This is a genomic window from Actinomadura decatromicini (genome assembly GCF_008121305.1).
Classification (GTDB): domain Bacteria; phylum Actinomycetota; class Actinomycetes; order Streptosporangiales; family Streptosporangiaceae; genus Spirillospora; species Spirillospora syzygii.
In genome coordinates, this window is the sequence record NZ_VSRQ01000001.1 from 1449939 (window position 1) to 1465558 (window position 15620).

Annotated in this window: 16 protein-coding genes; 9 read left to right on the forward strand and 7 right to left on the reverse strand. The window is 69.9% G+C overall.

Annotation, left to right across the window (positions count from 1 at the left end; all coding sequences use genetic code 11):
* Nucleotides 1-33 precede the first annotated feature (33 nt).
* Both FXF68_RS05975 and FXF68_RS05980 read right to left on the reverse strand, forming a co-directional pair.
* Entirely contained in the window at nt 34-996 is a 963-nt protein-coding gene (locus FXF68_RS05975; RefSeq protein ID WP_148757847.1) for an SRPBCC family protein, read from the reverse strand.
* 10 nt (nt 997-1006) lie between these two features.
* Nucleotides 1007-1801, reverse strand: a complete 795-nt coding sequence (locus tag FXF68_RS05980) for an SRPBCC family protein (protein WP_222869811.1) — start codon at nt 1799-1801, stop codon at nt 1007-1009.
* A 599-nt stretch (nt 1802-2400) separates the two neighbouring features.
* Between FXF68_RS05980 and FXF68_RS05985 the strand changes: the two genes are divergently transcribed.
* The 4 genes from FXF68_RS05985 to FXF68_RS06000 all read left to right on the forward strand — a co-directional run bounded on the left by FXF68_RS05985 (nt 2401) and on the right by FXF68_RS06000 (nt 6366).
* The gene (locus FXF68_RS05985) at nt 2401-3648 is read left to right on the forward strand and encodes an extracellular solute-binding protein (protein ID WP_148757848.1); all 1248 of its coding nucleotides are present in this window, start codon (nt 2401-2403) and stop codon (nt 3646-3648) included.
* Complete coding sequence (locus FXF68_RS05990; protein WP_246178335.1) at nt 3649-4593, forward strand: carbohydrate ABC transporter permease; 945 nt, start codon at nt 3649-3651, stop codon at nt 4591-4593.
* 73 nt (nt 4594-4666) lie between these two features.
* On the forward strand, nt 4667-5482 hold the full coding sequence (locus FXF68_RS05995; protein ID WP_148757849.1) for a carbohydrate ABC transporter permease: 816 nt from the start codon (nt 4667-4669) through the stop codon (nt 5480-5482).
* On the forward strand, nt 5479-6366 hold the full coding sequence (locus tag FXF68_RS06000) for an ROK family protein (protein ID WP_148757850.1): 888 nt from the start codon (nt 5479-5481) through the stop codon (nt 6364-6366). Before FXF68_RS05995 ends, FXF68_RS06000 begins: the two co-directional genes overlap by 4 nt.
* Here FXF68_RS06000 and FXF68_RS06005 read toward each other — a convergent pair.
* Both FXF68_RS06005 and FXF68_RS06010 read right to left on the reverse strand, forming a co-directional pair.
* Nucleotides 6363-6836 carry an SRPBCC domain-containing protein gene (locus FXF68_RS06005; RefSeq protein ID WP_148757851.1) on the reverse strand — a complete coding sequence of 158 codons (474 nt, stop codon included), beginning with the start codon at nt 6834-6836 and terminating at the stop codon, nt 6363-6365. The two genes, FXF68_RS06000 and FXF68_RS06005, sit on opposite strands and share 4 nt — an antisense overlap.
* A gap of 6 nt (nt 6837-6842) precedes the next feature.
* Nucleotides 6843-7322 (reverse strand): winged helix-turn-helix transcriptional regulator, encoded by a 480-nt coding sequence (locus FXF68_RS06010; protein WP_148757852.1) that lies wholly within the window; start codon nt 7320-7322, stop codon nt 6843-6845.
* 83 nt (nt 7323-7405) lie between these two features.
* Between FXF68_RS06010 and FXF68_RS06015 the strand changes: the two genes are divergently transcribed.
* Nucleotides 7406-8641 carry an MFS transporter gene (locus FXF68_RS06015; RefSeq protein WP_148757853.1) on the forward strand — a complete coding sequence of 412 codons (1236 nt, stop codon included), beginning with the start codon at nt 7406-7408 and terminating at the stop codon, nt 8639-8641.
* Here the strand turns inward: FXF68_RS06015 and FXF68_RS06020 are convergent.
* The 3 genes from FXF68_RS06020 to FXF68_RS06030 form a co-directional block, all read right to left on the reverse strand.
* A complete protein-coding gene (locus FXF68_RS06020; RefSeq protein ID WP_187437750.1) occupies nt 8638-9357 on the reverse strand; it encodes a phosphatase PAP2 family protein in 720 nt (239 codons plus the stop codon). The two genes, FXF68_RS06015 and FXF68_RS06020, sit on opposite strands and share 4 nt — an antisense overlap.
* A 302-nt stretch (nt 9358-9659) precedes the next feature.
* Nucleotides 9660-10739 (reverse strand): hypothetical protein, encoded by a 1080-nt coding sequence (locus tag FXF68_RS06025; RefSeq protein WP_148757855.1) that lies wholly within the window; start codon nt 10737-10739, stop codon nt 9660-9662.
* Nucleotides 10740-10915: 176 nt separating this feature from the next.
* Nucleotides 10916-13231 (reverse strand): ATP-binding protein, encoded by a 2316-nt coding sequence (locus FXF68_RS06030; protein WP_246178338.1) that lies wholly within the window; start codon nt 13229-13231, stop codon nt 10916-10918.
* Nucleotides 13232-13637: 406 nt separating this feature from the next.
* On the opposite strand from FXF68_RS06030, the gene FXF68_RS06035 reads away from it, so the two are divergent.
* From FXF68_RS06035 to FXF68_RS06050, 4 genes are read left to right on the forward strand one after another with little or no spacing between them, the layout of a single operon-like run.
* Nucleotides 13638-13937 (forward strand): hypothetical protein, encoded by a 300-nt coding sequence (locus FXF68_RS06035; protein ID WP_148757856.1) that lies wholly within the window; start codon nt 13638-13640, stop codon nt 13935-13937.
* A 51-nt stretch (nt 13938-13988) separates the two neighbouring features.
* Nucleotides 13989-14348 carry a VOC family protein gene (locus FXF68_RS06040; protein WP_148757857.1) on the forward strand — a complete coding sequence of 120 codons (360 nt, stop codon included), beginning with the start codon at nt 13989-13991 and terminating at the stop codon, nt 14346-14348.
* Nucleotides 14345-14662 (forward strand): ArsR/SmtB family transcription factor, encoded by a 318-nt coding sequence (locus FXF68_RS06045; protein ID WP_148757858.1) that lies wholly within the window; start codon nt 14345-14347, stop codon nt 14660-14662. The genes FXF68_RS06040 and FXF68_RS06045 overlap by 4 nt, the downstream gene beginning before the upstream one ends.
* Nucleotides 14659-15603, forward strand: a complete 945-nt coding sequence (locus tag FXF68_RS06050; protein WP_148757859.1) for an ATP-binding cassette domain-containing protein — start codon at nt 14659-14661, stop codon at nt 15601-15603. The genes FXF68_RS06045 and FXF68_RS06050 overlap by 4 nt, the downstream gene beginning before the upstream one ends.
* Nucleotides 15604-15620: the final 17 nt, after the last annotated feature.

Below are 15620 nucleotides of genomic sequence, written 5' to 3' on the forward strand. Positions count from 1 at the left end.
CCGGGTGCGGCGCCGCGCTCCGGCCGACCGGGGTCAGTGGGCCTCTTCGTACTCGCGCTCTTCCTCCTTCAGGGCCTCCTCGTGCGTCCGGACGACCTCGCTGTCGTGGATCTCGCCGCGCCAGCCCTCGACGTCGTCGGGGTGCGTGAGCGACTGCGTCATCACGTACCGGCGGAAGTGCTTCAGCTCCAGCCGGACGCGGCGGCCCTGCGCGCGCCAGAGGTTGCCGGTCCGCTCGAACAGCCCCTGCGGGTGGTATTCGAGGACGAGCAGGACGCGCGTCAGGTTCGGCGACAGCTTGTGGAAGCTGACCGTCCCGTCGACGTGTCCCTTCGAGCCCTTCGAGCGCCAGACGATGTGCTCGTCCGGGACCTGCTCGATGATGGTCGACTCCCACGTCCGGCTGGACCAGAAGACCTTCGCCTTCCAGTGCAGCTTCGTCTCGTCGGCCTGCTCGACGCTGACGACCTTCTTCATGAAGGACGGGAAGTCCTGCAGCTGCGTCCACTGGTCGTAGACGAGGCGGCGCGGCGCACCGATGTCGATCTGCTCGACGATGTTGGTGGTCTTCACCTTCTTGCCGCTCTTGCCGCCCTTGCCCTTCCCCTTGCCCTTGTCTCCGACGCCGGGAAGGGAGTCGGGCAGGGCGTCGCCGGCGGTGTCCTTGATCCGTCCGAGCAGGCCGGAGCCGTTGTGCTCGGCGTTCCCGCCGGACTTGCCGCTCGACTTGCCGGACTTCTTCTTGCCGGACTTGTCGTCCTGCTCCGCGGACGAGTCTCGCCGCCCGCTGATCGCGCGGCCCGCGGCGACCGCCGCGCCCGCGCCGAGCAGGACGCCGCCGGCCGTCCCGGCGGCCCGTCCGCCGCCGGGCACGTTCTTCGTGATCCGGCTGAGGCCGCTGCTGCGGCGGCGGCCCGGCAGCCGTCCCGCGACGCTCCCGATGTTGCTTCCGATGTTGCCGACGGGCAGTCGGCCCGTCCGACTTCCGCGTTTCATCCTTCGCTCCTCATTCCGGTGTTGTGACGACCTCGCCGTCGCGGATCTCGCCGCGCCAGCCCTCGGCCTCGTCCGGCCGGGTCAGCGCGCGCGAGGTCGCGTGGCGGCGGAAATGCTTGAGTTCGAGGCGGACGCGGCGGCCCTGCGCGCGCCAGAGGTTGCCGGTCCGCTCGAAGAGCCCGCGCGGGTGGTATTCGAGGACGAGCAGCACCCGCGTCAGATTCGGCGACAGTTCGTGGAAGCTGACCGTCCCGTTCACATGTCCCTTGCGGCCCTTCGAGCGCCAGACGATGTGCTCGTCCGGGACCTGCTCGACGATCGTGGACTCCCACGCCCGGCTGGACCAGAAGACCTTCGCCTTCCAGTGCAGCTTCGTCTCGTCGACCTGATCCACGCTGACGACCTTCTTCATGAAGGACGGAAACTCCTGAAACCGCGTCCACTGGTCGTAGACGAGGCGGCGCGGAGCGCCGACGTCGATCTCCTCGACGATGTTGGTGACCCTCGCCTTGCGGCCCCGGAGGCCGAAGACGCGGGCGAGGGTCTCCTTCAGGGCCGTCCAGCCGAAGCTCAGCAGCGCGCGGAACGGGGACTTCCCGTCGTGCAGCGCCGTGACCCCGGCCAGTGCCGCCCGCATGAGCGGACCGCCCTCCTCGGCCGCCGCCGTCAGCCGCCGGACGGCCCGTTCGAGCCGCTTCTCCAGCCGCCGGACGGCGGCGCGCGCCATCCGCCCGGCCAGGCTCCGGGCCGACAGCACGGCGGCGGCGCCGCCCGCGCCGGCGGCCAGGCCCGTCCGGAAGTTCATCTCGGCTCCATCCCGTGATCTCGTGCCCGTGATCTCGTGCGCTGTCGTCCGGTCTCGGTACGGCGGCCGAAGTACCCGGTCAAGCAGCGGCAAAACAGGCACCAAGGAAGCGGTCGGCCGAAGGGGCCCCGCGAGCGCGGCCGATGACCGCGACCGGACGGCGGAGTGAACGGCGGGTGTGCGCTCAGAGTGAACGGAGGGACACTCCTGTTCGGCCGACCAGACCAGCCCAGCGTGCGCACCAGACCAGACAGCCCACCTCAGGATGGTCCATAACGGTTAAGACTCTTGCGTAATCGAACCCTTGAACTGGTACGGACCAGTGTTTATCTTCATGGCCACAACGCGCGTTTGTGTTCAGTGAGCATTCACATCGCGCACATTTTTTCATGCGCGAAGGGGGGCGCCGGGGCGGGTCCGGGATCGCCGGACGCAGAACGTGATCATGTGATTCCCGACCGCAGTACTCGGCTCCCGGGGTTGACGGAGCATTCGGAGCCGATCACGGCAGGACGACCTCAGCGCATGAAATACGGCACACCTCAGCACGGGCGCGCCAACGTGCGTCCACCAATGCAAGGCGGAGAAGGCGGGGACAGATGAAACGGCACCTCCTGGGCGTCGTCGCCGCGGGTCTGACCGTGGCGCTCGGCGTCAGCGGATGCGGCAAGGGCAGCTCATCGGACAGCGGTTCGGACGGAAAGACCATCAAGTTCGTCGCCGCGATCTACGACGACAACACGAAGCCCTACTGGGACGCGCTCATCAAGGACTTCGAGGCCAAGAACTCCGGCTACAAGGTCAACCTCGAGATGGTCGACTGGTCCCAGATGGACGCGAAGGTGAAGACCTACGTCCAGACCAAGCAGGTCCCCGACATCCTGAACTACAACGCGTTCTCCGACTTCGCCCGGGACGGCCTCATCTACAAGGCGTCCGACGTGGTGTCCCCGGCGACGCTCAGCGACTTCACTCCCACGTTCGTCGAGCAGGCGAAGTACAACGGGGAGCAGTACGGCCTGCCGTTCATCTCCAGCGCCCGCCTTCTCTTCTACAACAAGGACCTCTTCGAGAAGGCCGGCATCAAGGCCGCGCCCGCCACCTGGGACGAGGTCAAGGCCGACGCGAAGAAGATCAAGAATGGCAGCACGATCGGCTACGGGCTGCCGCTCGGCCCCGAAGAGGCGCAGGCCGAGTTCTACTCGTGGGCGATGAACAATGGCGGCGGCTGGGTCGACGCGTCCGGGAAATGGGCGATCAACCAGCAGGCCAACATCGACACGCTGACCTTCCTGAAGGACCTCAACAAGTCCGGGCTGACCCAGCCGAACCCGGAGAGCACCGACCGGAAGACGGTGTTCAACCAGTTCGCGCAGGGCAAGATCGGAATGGCCATCGGCGGCCCGTTCACCAAGGCCGGATTCATCGACCCGGTGAACAAGAGCCTGAACTTCGGCGTCGCGCCGCTGCCGAGCAAGAGCGGCAGCGAGCACAACACGCTCGGCGTCATGGACGTTCTCGCCGCGTTCAAGAAGGACGGCAGCAAGAACCAGGACGCCGTCAAGAAGTTCCTCGACTTCTTCTACCAGAAGGAGAACACCTCGAAGTTCCTCACCACCGAGGGCTTCCTTCCGGTGACGAAGTCGGCCGGTGACGCGCTCAGCGCCGACCCGTACATGAAGCAGTTCGTGGACGCCCTCCCGACGTCCAAGTTCGCCCCCACGTCCAACCCGGCGTGGTCCGCGGTCGCGGGCGCGGTCAAGCAGGACCTCGGCAGCTCCGTGGCGAGCAAAGACCCGAAGACGGTTCTGGACAAGATCCAGGAGACCGCCGAGAAGGCCGGCTGAGTGCAGGACCTCAAGACCAGGCGGCGGGGGGCCGCCACCTCCCCGGCCCCCCGCCCCTCCCTGCTCCGCCGGACCGGACGGGCGCTGACCCCGCTGGCGTGGCTCGGCCCGTCCCTCGTGCTGATCTGCGTCGTCGTGCTGTGGCCCGTCATCGAGATGGTGCGGACGTCGTTGCAGGACATCACCTCGTCCGGCGTCACGCTCGGCTACAACGGCACCGCCAACTACACCGACCTGTTCGACGAGGACGACCTGATCCCCGTCGTGCTGCGCACGCTGCTGTGGGTCGGTGGAATCGTGGTCATCACGATGACGCTGTCCCTCGCGCTCGGCCAGCTGCTGAACGCCCGCTTCCCCGGACGGCGCGTCGTCCGCTGGGCCGTCGTCGTCCCCTGGGCGGCGTCGGTGCTGATGACGGCGCTGATCTGGAAATGGATGCTGGACAACTATTCCGGGCTCGTCAACCGCGTTCTGCTCGACCTCCACATCATCGACAAACCGGTGAATTGGCTGGCGCATCCGGGCCAGGCGATGCTGTGGATGATGTGGGTCGCGGTGTTCGTGTCGCTGCCGTTCACGTCGTTCGTGATCCTCGCAGGGCTCCAGACGATTCCGGAGGACGTGTACGAGGCGGCCCGCGTCGACGGCGCGAGCGCGTTCCGGACCTATTTCGGCATCACGCTTCCGCTGCTGCGCCCCGCCATTCTGATCGCGTCCATCATCAACGTCATCAACGTGTTCAACTCATTCCCGATCATCTGGGCGATGACCGCGGGCGGGCCGGGAAGCGACACCGACACCACGACAACGTTCATGTACAAACTGGCCTTCTACGACCAGCACGTCGGCGAGTCCGGCGCCATGGCGGTCGTGAACTTCGCCTTGATCCTCGTCATGGTGCTGTTCTATCTGCGGGCCGCACGTTGGCGGGAGGAGGTTCGATGACCGGAGCGAAGCGAGGATCATCGAACCTCCATCTCGGGGGCCTGGGGCGCGCCCCACAGAAAGGAAGGCGCCGATGACTCGGCGGGTCATTCTCACCGGGCTCGGCTGGCTGGTCGCCTTCGTCTTCCTGCTGCCGTACCTGCAGATGCTCATCACGGCGCTCAAGCCGGAAAAGGAACTGACGAAGTCGCCGGGCACCTATTTGCCGTCGCATTGGACGTGGTCGAACTTCATCGACGTCTGGTCGGCCGCGCCGGTCTGGACATATCTGCGGGTTTCGCTCACCGTCGCGGCCGCCGCGACGATCGTGACGCTCGCGTGCGCGATGCCCGCCGCGTACTACACGGCACGGAACCGTTTCCGCGGACGGGGGGCCTTCCTGCTGCTCGTCCTGGTGACGCAGATGTTCGCGCCGACCGCGCTGGTCATCGGCATCTACCGGGAAATGGTCGCGCTCAACCTGACCGACACGCTGCTCGCGCTGATCCTGGTGAACGCGGCGTTCAACCTGCCGTTCTGCATCTGGATCCTGCACGGTTATTTCTCCAGCATCCCGAAAGAGCTGGAGGAGGCGGCGTTCCTGGACGGCGCCGGGCGAGTCGGCGCGCTCACCCGCGTCACCCTGCCCATTTCCATGCCGGGCGTCGTCACCGCGATCGTTTACACGTTCATCGCGGCGTGGAACGAGTACATCGTGGCGTTGACGGTCACCGCGTCGCCGGACCGGCGTCCGCTGACCGTCGGCGTCCCGTCGTTCGTGACGCAATACCAGGCGCACTGGCAGTTCCTTTTCGCGACGTCGCTGATCGCGATCGTGCCGGTCGTCATCCTGTTCATCTTCATCGAGCGCTACCTCATCGGCGGGCTCACGGCGGGCTCGGTGAAATGAGCCTGATCGGACTCGACGTCGGCGGGACCACGATGAAGGCCGCCATCACCCGGGACTCCGCGGTGCTGGCGACCGACTCGTGGCCCACCGACCACGCGGACCCGGTGGGCGGCATCCTGGACTTCGCCGCCCACCTGGTCGCGCGCGCCGCCGCCCTCGGCTCTCCGGCCCGCGCCGCGGGAATCGCCGTCCCCGGGATCGTGGACGAGAAGGCGGGCGTCGCCGTCAACTCCGCGAACCTCGGTTGGCGGGACGTGCCCATGCTGGAACTGGTGCGGGAACGCATCGGGATTCCCGTCGCGATCGGCCAGGACGTCCGCACGGGCGGCCTCGGAGAGGCCGTTCTCGGCGCGGGCCGCGATGCCGGGGACTTCGTCTTCGTCGCCATCGGCACCGGCATCGCCGCCGCCCTCATCATCGGCGGCACGCCGTATCCGGGCGTCGCCGGCTGGAGCGGCGAGATCGGTCATGTGGTCGTCCGTCCGGATGGCGAGGACTGCGCGTGCGGCAACCGGGGCTGCCTGGAGACGTACGCCTCCGCCGCCGCGATCTCCCGCCGCTACGGCGGCAACGTCCCGGCCGAGGAGGTCATAGCCCGAGCCGGGAAGAACGACGAGAAGGCCGCGCGGGTCTGGTCGGAGGCCCTCGACTGCCTGGCGGACGGCCTGGCCGCCGCGACGCTCCTCATGGACCCCGGCCTGATCATCCTGGGCGGCGGCCTGGCCAAGGCGGACCGAGGACTCCTCGAACCGCTCGAAACACGCCTCGCGCCCCGGCTGACGTTCCGCGCGCCTCCCGGCCTCCTGCATTCCGAGCTGGACGACCAGGCAGCCGTGAAAGGCGCGGCGATCCTGGCCGCCCGCCTGGTGGAGGACCCGCCCTAGTCCGTTCCGCGCTCGCCGCGTTCGACGAATCTCGCAAGGTTGTCCAAGGCCATTCGGGTGCCGAGTTCGTTGTCCGCGGCGGGCACGCTGTCGGGCATGCCCTCGTGCAGGATGGTCACATCGGTGGCTCCGTCCGCGTCGGCGAGTGTCGTGGTCATCGTCATCTCGCCGTTCAACTCCGGGTCGTCGGTCTCGAACCGGAAGACCTCGACCACCTGCTCGTCCTGCACGACCTTCACGAACCGGCCGTGGTACGTGTCGGTATGGGCGGACGTCTTCCCGGTCGCGGCCGGTTCGTCATAGGTCAGCGAGATGCGGAAGGCGCCGCCTTCACGTCCGTCGAACTCGTGCACCCGGCTGGTCATGCCGTCCGGCACCCGCCAAGCCGCGATCGCGTCCGCATCGAGAAGCGCCCGAAACACCACCGAACGCGGCGCGTCGATGCGACGGGTGACCTGTGTCGAGTACATGAGGATCTACCTTGCCTCATGGAGCGGGCTGTTGTCCTTCCGCTGGACGGCGGTCGTATCGACGCTCGCGGGAGCGCCGCGGGAATCGGTGGCGCGAAGCTGCGGGAGCGGGAGTCCGCTCTCGTCGACGAGAACCGAGTGGGCCTCGTCCGGAGTGAACGCATGCCGTTCGCCCCACTGGCGCATGGCCACGATGACGGTGAAGAGGTCGCGTCCCGCGTCGGTGAGCACGTAGATCTGCCGGCGGCCTGACGGCGCCGTCCGCCGGTCGAGGATGCCGCGCTCGACCAGCCGCCGGAGACGGTCGGTGAGGATGTTGCGCGCGATCCCGGTGCGCTGCTGGAAGTCGGTGAACGAGCGGGCGCCGTCCATCGCGTCGCGAACGATCAGCAGGCTCCACCGCTCTCCGACGAGGTCGAGCGCACGGGCGACCGGGCAGGTGGAGTCGGTCCAGTCCATGTCGCCGAAGCGGGCGGTGGCGGTCATCACCCCTCCTGATGAGTTGCGGATTGAAACTATTCTGCCGTACGGTCAGTTTAGTTGCAATCTGCTACTGATTGGAGTCTCCCGTGAGCCTCACGTTCGGCCGGAGGGCGCTGCTCGCAGTGATCTGCTCGGTCGCCGTCGCCACGATCTACGCCGCGCAGCCCGTCCTCGCCCAGATCGGTCGTGACCTGGGCGTCCCGGACGCGGGCCTGGGCTGGATCGTGGCAGCGGGGCAGGTCGGCTACCTGATCGGCCTGGCCTTCCTCGTCCCGCTGGGGGACATGCTCGATCGGCGCGGGCTCATCGCGAGCCACCTGCTCCTCGCCGCGGTCGGCATGGCGCTGGCGGCGGCCGCCACCCAGCTCTGGCTGCTGCTCGTCGGACTCGCCCTGACCGGACTGTTCGCGGTGGTCGTCCAGACCACCGTCGCGTTCGCCGCCGACGTGGCGACGCCGTCCGACCGGGGCCGGACGCTCGGCATCGTCACTTCCGGCGTCATCATCGGCATCCTCGGATCCCGTGTCCTCGCGGGAAGCCTCGCCGCGGTCTGGGGATGGCGAAGCATCTACGTGGCGCTTGCCGCACTCCTCATCGCGCTCACTCTTCTCGTCCTGAAACTTCTACCGGCCGACAATCGCTCCACTGACGCGACGTACGGCCATGTGCTGGTCTCACTCGGCCGCCTCTTTCGCGAACCCGTGTTCCTCTCGCGCGGTCTGATCGCGTTCTTTCTGTTCGCTTCCTTCGGGACGCTCTGGAGCGGACTGGCGCTACCGCTCGCAGCGGAACCCTGGCACCTGAGCTCCGCGGAAATCGGCCTCTTCGGAATCGCGGGCCTCGCCGGGGCCCTGGGGGCCGCAAGGGCGGGACGATGGGCTGATGGCGGTCGCGCCAATCTCGTCACGGGGGTCGGGCTCGCGCTCCTGGCCGCGTCCTGGCTGGCCTCGGGTCAGGCGACCTGGTCACTCTGGCTGGTCGTGGTGGGTGTCGTCGTCCTCGACCTCGCGGTCCAGGCGGTGCACGTCAGCAACCAGCACTTGCTCACCAGCGTTTACTCGCACCAGACGAGCAGCGCCATCGGCGGATACATGCTCTTCTACTCGATCGGCTCAGCCCTCGGAGCAACCGCCACCACGACGGTCTACTCCGCTGCCGGATGGACCGGATCCGCCATTCTCGGGGCTGCCTTCGCCCTCTGCGGACTCTCCGTCTGGGCCGTCAGCCAACGCATGCGGCCAAAGCGAGACGGCGAGACGGTTCGCCCTACCGGGCACTCCGTCCTCTCAACACATCGAGCGCCCACTGCTGGATCGCGCTAACAGTCGGGCATCACCCCGGCGAGCGCACGGTGGCGGGGACGGGACGCGGGATTAGAGCGGTTTGGTGATGCGTCGCCGTCCGGTGCCATTCGTCGCGCGTCCAGCAAGGCTCGCGCCGCGAAGACGGTGACGAGCAGCATCGCCCCGCCGACCGCCCATCCGCCGAATACATCGGTCACCCAATGCTTGTTCAAATAGGTGCGCGTGCACCCCTCGACGTAGGCGAGGGTCACGATGGCACTCCAACTCCATATCCGCACGGCACGACCCGCACACGAATAGGCCAGGGCCAGGAAAGTGATTGTGCCGTAGATCACCAGAACCCGCGCGCAGCCACCGGACGGAAAGGTGCCCAGCGTGGTCGGCGGGTGTCCCCGGTCCACGACCTTGGCCAGCGCCGCCTGATCGAATTTCTGCACCAGCACGGACGTGCTGATGAGAAAGGCAGGAACCCAGGGCCGTTCTCGCCGCCACAACGCGACCCCGGTGAGCACGACGATCGCCACGAGGGCGACGAACCGGGTCTGCCAGACGTTGCCCAACCGTCCGACCAGCTCGACCGGATCGGCCCATTGCCTGTCGTAATGGTCCTCCATCAGGTCGAAAACCGCCCGGTCCACGGGGCCCTCGACGCGCTGCACCAGCTCGCCGAGGGCCAGACCGCCCGCCGTCAGCACGAACACCCCGGCTCCGTAGAGCATCACGAACCCGCCCACGGGACCGAGTGTCCCGGCTAACTGGGCGCGAGCGAGCACAAGCCGTCCCGGCGCGGACAGCCTCCCGAACCGATGGAACAGGAGCACCGAAATAACGGACACAAAGTGTACAGAGGTCATTGCTAACAGTATGATGATCTCCATAACAGAACATTAGCAGCACTGTCAGAAGCGGCTGCGGTCACCGGTCACCAATCCGGACATTGCACCTTCCCTGGCACGAACGATGACGACGGCACCGGAACGTTCCGCTTTCCGCCGCCCGCCGGAGTGCATCGCACAAGACCAGCGGTTGCCGCGTGTCAGGTGAATAGGCGTTGCACGAAGAAGACGGCCAGTGAGGCGATTATTCCCGTCACGTACTGCAGGATGGTCGCCGTTTTTATCGGAAGGCGGCGCAGGGTACGGAAATGCGTGTACGCCTGGAACGCGCCCGGCAGGTCGTGGGAGAGGAGGAGGTGTCCGGGCGGACGGTGCGTCTGCGCCATCAGCGGGTCCACGATCGTGTCGATGTGACGCCGGACCAGGTGCGCGAGCGTGACATAAGGCTGGACGCCGACGTACAGCGCCGTCACCACCGCCAGCACGGGAAACCCTACGTAGAACCCCTCCATCAACGCGCCCGGACGGTCACTGGTCACGCTCACGGTCGACACCTCGGACTGCAGGACGCCCGCCGCCGTGGCGATAGCGACGCGCGCGTACACCCGGCACAGTTGGACGATCGCCGGAGTGTGCGCCGGGTCCAGCCACGCCATCTGCAGGTCCCCGCAGCGGTGCAGGCGCAGCGGAACCTCGGCGAGGGTGTAGAGCCAGTACACGACGCCGCCGCCGACGAAACCCGTCCAGGCGCAGGAGATGTAGATCCACGCGCTGACCGCGACGGAATCGGTGTCCTGATGCGACATCGCGTAGACGAGAAGGGACGACATGACCGCGCCGCCCGCTCCCGCCGCGAGCTGCGGGACGAAACGGCGGCGCGTCCGCAGCCAGGCAAGAAACGCCCGCCGTTCCGCCGACACGGCGAGGAGGTCGGAGACGCCTTCGGCGAGGACCGCCGTCCAGCGCCAGGCATACCAGCCGAGGCCCAGCATGAGGACCGTGGTGACCGACGCCGACACGACGACCAGTTCGCCTGTTTCGCCGCGCAGCGGGTGCTCCTCCGCCAAGCCGCCGGCGACGAGCCCGAGCACGTACGGCCAGCCCGCCATGACCACGACCGAGACCGTCGCCGTCAGCGCGGACACCCGGCCGGGCAGGAGACGGGCGACCGCGCCGGCCAGCAGCACCACCAGAACGTGCGTGCGGCCCTCGTCGGCGAATCGGTTCAGGTCGTCCGCGGTCTTGGCGTCGGGAAGGCCGCGCCGGTCGATGGCGGCCAACCGCCCGAGAATGTCCCCCTGCGCCTGGGGAGCCGTCCCGCCGCGGCGTTCGCTGTCGTCTGTGCGCTCGGTCGCCTCTAACCCCATCGCGTCCCGCCCTGCCGTCGCCCACCGTGGCACCACCGTGACGATTCACGTCGGCGCGCACAAGCCGCAGACCGGACCTGGACGAACGGTCAGCTCTTCTGCGCGGTGATCCAGGTCGCAATCTGCGCGCGCGACGAGTAGCCGAGCTTGGCGAGGATGTGCTCCACATGCGAGTCGGCGGTGCGCTTGGCGATCGTCAGCCGTTCGGCGATCGCCCGGTTCGACAGCCCCTCCGCGACCAGCGCCGCGACCTGCAGCTCGCGGTTGGTGAGCGGGCCGCCGGTCCGCGCCCCCTCCCCCTCGGGACCCTCGCCGAGGGCGTCCTCGACGGCGTCCGCGAGCGGGAGCCGGCCGCCCTCCTCCAGCGCCGCGCGGAACGCCTCCTCGCCGAGGGCCTGCTGCGCCCGGTCGATGTGGATCTCGCGGAGCAGCGCGTGGTGCGGACCGAACCAGGACGTCTGGGTGAACTCGCGCAACCGGTCGGCGGCCCCCAGCAGCCGGACGGCCCGCGCCGCCTCGCCCCGGCTGGACAGGCACGCGGCGATCGACTCGAGCGCCAGCGTCGTGCCGAGCTCGTCGTCCAGGTCGCGCTTGATCCGCAGGGCCCGGCGGAGCTGCTCCATCGAGGCGTCGAGGTCGTCCGCCAGCCACAGCGCGAGCCCGCAGACGAGCATGCCGTAGGAGCGGACCCACAGCTCGCCGCGCTCCGCACCGGCCTGGGCGGCCGCGTCCGCGTGCGCGACGGACGCCGTGAACTCGTTCTTGAACAGGTACGCAACACCGCGGAACACGTCGATGAGCAGGAAGAGCAGGTCGTCCTCGCCGCTGCCGCGGGCCAGTTCGTCGGCCGTGCCGAGCAGCCGCAGGACGAGGTCGAAGTCGCCCTCGAACAGCGCCACGATGCCCTTCGCCGACACCGCGAGCGCGATGCCGCGCGGATCGTCGTCGGCCCGGCCCTGCGCCTCCGCGCGGTCCAGCAGTTCGCCCGCCCTGGCCAGGTCGTCCTGAAGCGTCATCGTCAGGGCGGCGATGGCGAGCAGGCCCGTCCAGCCCGGGCCGGTCGTGTCGCGCGTTTCGAGGACGCGGTCGACCCAGTGCCGGCCCTCGCCCACCGTCCCGCGCAGCGCCCAGAGGCGGCCGAGGGTCTCCAGGGCGTCGCGGAGCGCGCCGGGTTCGGCCGTCGCGACGACGTGCCCGAGCAGCGCGCGGATGTTGCCGCGCTCGCAGTCGAACCACTCGAGCCACTGGATCTGCGCCGCGCTCGGCAGCTCCGCGCGGGCACGCCGCAACTGCCGGGCGTACCAGGCGAAACAAGCGTGCCGGAGGCGGTCCCGCCCGCCGAGCCCGGCGAGGCGCTCGGCGCCGTACTCGCGGAGCGTGTCGAGCATCCGGTAGCGGGCCTCGCCGCCGCGGTCGGCGCGCTGCACGATCGACTTCTCGACCAGGCCGGTCAGGACGTCCGCGACGTGGTCGGCGGGGAGCCCGTCGCCACCGCAGACGTTCTCCGCGGCCTCCAGGTCGAAGCCGTCGGCGAACACCGAGAGCCGCGCCCAGAGCAGCCGCTCCTCGGGCGAGCACAGCTCGTGGCTCCAGTCGACCGCGGCGCGCAGCGTCTGGTGGCGCCGCACGCTGGTGCGCCTGCCGCGCACCTGGAACAGGTGGGTGCCGAGGCGTCCGAGCACCTGGTCGAGCGAGAACGCGCGGAGCTGGACGGCGGCGAGCTCGATCGCGAGCGGGATGCCGTCGAGCCGGTCGCAGAGCTGCACGGCCGCGTCGCGGTTGCCGCGGGTGAGCGTCCACCCCTGGACCGCGGCGGCCGCGCGCTCGGCGAACAGCCTGACCGCGTCGCCCTCGCCCTCGACCGCGCCGCCACCGTCGCCGTCCCCATCACCGTCGCCCGACCGCCCGAGCGGCGCGACGACCACGGTGTGCTCGCCCATGACGTCGAGCGCCTGCCGGCTCGTCGCGAGGACGCGCAGGCCGGGGGCCGTCCGCAGCATCGCCTCCGTCAGCGTCGCGCACTCGTCCAGCAGGTGCTCGCACGTGTCGAGGACGAGCAGCAGCCGCCGGTCGGCGAGGTGGTCGACGAGGCATCCGACCGCGGTCTCGCCCGCCTGCTCGGCCAGCCCGAACGCGTCGCAGATCGTCTGCGCCAGCAGCGACGGCTCGGTCAGCCCGGACAGGCCGACGAAGTGGACGCCCTCGTCGAACTCTTCCTCGGACAGGGCGGCGGTCCGGACGGCGAGCCTCGTCTTCCCGACGCCCGCGGGCCCGGTCAGCGTCACGAGCCGGTGCTCGCCGACGAGCCGCCGGAGCCGGACGAGCTCCGCGTCCCGGCCGACGAAGCTGGTGAACTCCGCGGGCAGCCTTCCCGTCTGTCGCTCCAGCGTCGAGTTCCGCACCACGGCTGCCTCCGAGTCAGCTTCCGCCGGAAGCCCGGCTACGAGGGGACGTCAGGATTGTAATCACGCTGCCACGGACAGCAACCTTGATCGTCCGTGGCGGGTAGGGAGGTGTCCACTCCCGGACGGGTCGCACACGCCCCGCCGGACGGTTTCGGTACGGGCGATCGGTGCAACTACCGATGTGCCGCCGCCGCGGCCCCGCCAGGATGGGCACCGGCCGGACGGGGGTGCGGTCCGTCCTCGGGTTGGGGGATGGGGCGTGGCCCGCGCCTTCGGACGGCCGTCCACCCGGCGTTCCCGCGCGGTCCGCCGAGACCGGCGGCCGGGGGCGGCTGCGGGAGGCCCCGGCCGCCGGACCCCGACCGGCGGGCGCGGATGGACGGGCACGGCTGGACGAAGGGGTCCGATGAAGACGGCGCAGACGCCGACGAACGCGAGCCTGTACAGCTGGGACGTGCGCTGCCCTGACGCGTGGCGCGCGGGCCCCGGCGGGATCAGCGCCGACCGGCGGCGCGCGGTGGCGGCCCTCGCGGAGGCGCTGGCGGCCGAGCGGGGCGGCGCGTCCGGCGCGGTGTGGGCGGTCCGGCTGAAGCCCGGACGCCCTCCCGAGTACTGCTACGACGGGTTGATCGCCGAGGGCTTCCGCGATCCGGCGTCGGGCGCGGTCACCGTCGAGGCGCCCTCGCCCGCACGGTCCTATGCGTAGGCTATTCCCGACGTTTGACAGGTAGGGAATCACCTACGTATCGTCTGGCACATGAACATCACGCATGTGCGGCTGCTGACCGTTCCGGTGTCCGACCAGGACGCCGCCAAGTCCTTCTACGCGGACACGCTCGGCTTCGAGGTCGTGGCCGACCAGTCCACGGGACCGGTCCGCTGGCTCCAGCTCGCCCCCAAGGGCGCGCAGACGAACGTCGTCCTCGCCGCCCACGTGCCCGGGCACACGCCGGGGAGCCTCCACGGGCTGATCCTGGAGACGTCCGACCTGGACGCCGACTGCGCGCGGCTCCGCCAGGCCGGGGTGGACGTCGACGGCCCGCAGGACCTCCCGTGGGGACGGCAGGCCACGCTCACCGACCCGGACGGGAACGGCCTCGTCCTGGCCGAAGCGTGACCGCGGACGTCTTCGCGGCGCTCGCGAGTCCCGTCCGGCGGGAGCTGACCGGGCTCCTGCTGGACGGGCCGCGCCCCGTGAACGACCTCGCGTCCCACTTCGCGATGAGCCGGCCGAGCGTCTCCGAGCACCTGAAGGTGCTGCGGGACGCCGGGCTCGTCACCGAGCAGCGCAACGGGCGGCAGCGCATCTACCGGCTGGAGCCGGGGCCGCTGCGCGAGCTGTCCGAATGGCTGCACCCGTACGAGCGGTTCTGGCGCGAGAGGCTCTCCGACCTGCGCAGACTCCTCGACGAGGAGGAGGGCGAGGGATGACGCCCGTGCTGGAGGCCGCCGGGCTCGCCAAGCGGTACGGCTCCGTGGAGGCCCTCGCCGGGCTCGACCTCGTCGCCGAGTCCGGCCAGGTCGTCGCGCTGCTCGGGCCGAACGGCGCGGGCAAGACGACGTTCGTGCGGTCGGTGGCGACGCTCGTCCGACCCGACCGGGGGACGCTGCGGGTGGACGGCGTCGACGCCGTCCGGCACCCCGGCCGGACGCGCCGGATCATCGGGCTCGCCGGGCAGCACGCGGCCGTGGAGGCGGCGATGACCGGGCGGGAGAACCTGGAGATGATCGCCCGGCTGTTCGGGCAGGGCCGCCGCGCCGCGCGGGAGAGCGCGCGGCGGGTGCTCGACCGGCTGTCGCTGGGCGAAGTGGCCGACCGGCTCGTCCGCACCTACTCCGGCGGGCTGCGCCGCCGCCTCGACCTCGGCGCGTCCCTGGTCGGCGCGCCCCGCCTGCTGCTGCTGGACGAGCCCACCACCGGCCTCGACCCGCGCAGCCGCATCGAGCTGTGGGACGCGATCGGCGACCTCGTGTCCGGCGGCACCGACGTCCTGCTGACCACCCAGTACCTGGACGAGGCCGACCGGCTCGCCGACCGGATCGTGATCGTCGACCGCGGCCGGGTCGTCGCGGAGGGCACGCCGCCCGAGCTGAAGTCGCGGACCGGCGGCGACCTGGTGGAGGTGCGCGTCCGCGACCACGCCTCGGTCGGGATCGCCGCCGGGGCGCTGGCGGCGTTCGGCGCCGTCCAGGCCGACCCGGCGTCGCTGCTGGTCACGATGGCCGCCCCGCACGGCACGGACGACCTGATGAGGGCCGTCCGCGCGCTGGACGAGCGGCGCGCCGCCGTCGCGGACATCGCGCTCCGCCGCCCGACCCTCGACGAGGTCTTCCTCGCCCTGACCGGGGCGCCCGAACGGAGCCCCGCATGACCGCCGCGCCACCGAGG

Coding starts and splice junctions, on each gene's coding strand:
- FXF68_RS05975 (WP_148757847.1), bottom strand. CDS start 996: ATGAAACGCGGAAGTCGGACGGGCCGACTGCCCGTCGGCAACATCGGA.
- FXF68_RS05980 (WP_222869811.1), bottom strand. CDS start 1,801: ATGAACTTCCGGACGGGCCTGGCCGCCGGCGCGGGCGGCGCCGCCGCC.
- FXF68_RS05985 (WP_148757848.1), top strand. CDS start 2,401: ATGAAACGGCACCTCCTGGGCGTCGTCGCCGCGGGTCTGACCGTGGCG.
- FXF68_RS05995 (WP_148757849.1), top strand. CDS start 4,667: ATGACTCGGCGGGTCATTCTCACCGGGCTCGGCTGGCTGGTCGCCTTC.
- FXF68_RS06000 (WP_148757850.1), top strand. CDS start 5,479: ATGAGCCTGATCGGACTCGACGTCGGCGGGACCACGATGAAGGCCGCC.
- FXF68_RS06005 (WP_148757851.1), bottom strand. CDS start 6,836: ATGTACTCGACACAGGTCACCCGTCGCATCGACGCGCCGCGTTCGGTG.
- FXF68_RS06010 (WP_148757852.1), bottom strand. CDS start 7,322: ATGACCGCCACCGCCCGCTTCGGCGACATGGACTGGACCGACTCCACC.
- FXF68_RS06035 (WP_148757856.1), top strand. CDS start 13,638: ATGAAGACGGCGCAGACGCCGACGAACGCGAGCCTGTACAGCTGGGAC.
- FXF68_RS06040 (WP_148757857.1), top strand. CDS start 13,989: ATGAACATCACGCATGTGCGGCTGCTGACCGTTCCGGTGTCCGACCAG.
- FXF68_RS06050 (WP_148757859.1), top strand. CDS start 14,659: ATGACGCCCGTGCTGGAGGCCGCCGGGCTCGCCAAGCGGTACGGCTCC.